The 1068-nt window shown below is 73.3% G+C and carries 2 protein-coding genes; both read left to right on the forward strand.

The genetic code is table 11. From position 1 onward, the window contains the following. Positions 1-184, forward strand: a 184-nt coding sequence (locus AC0CYZ_RS20060; protein ID WP_472218522.1) for a winged helix-turn-helix domain-containing protein, incomplete at its 5' end; no start/stop codon positions are given. Between the two features lie 15 nt (positions 185-199). Next, the coding region (locus tag AC0CYZ_RS20065; RefSeq protein WP_472218524.1) for a histidine kinase dimerization/phospho-acceptor domain-containing protein at positions 200-1068 on the forward strand (869 nt) is incomplete at its 3' end.

The raw sequence follows: 1068 nt of genomic DNA on the forward strand, positions 1-1068 counted from the left end.
GATGATCCTCGAACACGTGTGGGACTTCGCGTACGACGGAGTCTCGAACGTCGTCGACCAGTACGTGTCCTATCTCCGTCGCAAGATCGACAAGCCGTACGGCAGCGACCTGCTCGAGACCGTGCGGGGCGCCGGCTACCGCCTGCGGGTCGGCGATCCCGACCAGCCGGCGCCGAGCTCCTGAGCAGGAGGACCCCCGATGCCGCTGCGCGTCCGCCTCGCGCTCGGGTTCGCCCTGGGCACGGCACTCCTGATCGCCGTGGTCGGGCTCGGCTTCGTCCTCCAGCTGCGCACCAGCCTCTACGCCACCCTCGACGTCGGGCTCGCGAGCCGGGCGTCCACAGTGACCGAGCAGTACAACGCCGAGGGGCTGGCCGCACTGCGCACCAACCGCGACGAGGAGCCCATGCAGGTCGTGACCGCCGACGGCCGCGTGCTCGTCAGCTCCACCGATCTGGCCGGGGCTCCGGTGCTCGACCCGCACACGTTGTCGACCGTGCTCGCCCGACGGGTGGACGGCGCGGGCCCACTGGGCTTCACCGAGGGCGAGGACGACCAGCGCACGCGCTTCCTGGCCACGGTCCTCTCCGACCGTGACGGCCTGGTGCTCGTGGTGGGCACCGGGACCGACATCGCCGACGCGGCCGACGAGCACGTCGACACCGGGCTGCTGATACTCGGACCGATCGCGGCCATCGTCGCGGGGCTCGGCGCGTGGTGGCTGTCGGGGGCGGCGCTGCGACCGGTGGAACGGATGCGCCGACAGAGCGCCGGCCTGGCCCGGCACGACGACGGCACCTACCTGGCCGTGCCGAGCACGCGTGACGAGATCGCGGCGCTCGCCTCGACGCTCAACGAACTGCTGGACCGGCAGCGCCACGCGCTCGCCCAGGAACGGCAGGCCGTCGAGCGCGAGCGCGGGTTCGTCGCCGACGCCGGCCACGAGCTGCGCACCCCGCTGGCGACCCTCCGCGCCGAGCTCGAGCTGGCCGGGCGACCGGGGCGCGACCGCGCCGAGCTCGTCGACGCGGTGACCTCGGCGGCTGCCGAGACCGACCGGCTCATCCG

It is taken from the genome of Actinomycetospora sp. (genome assembly GCF_055612215.1).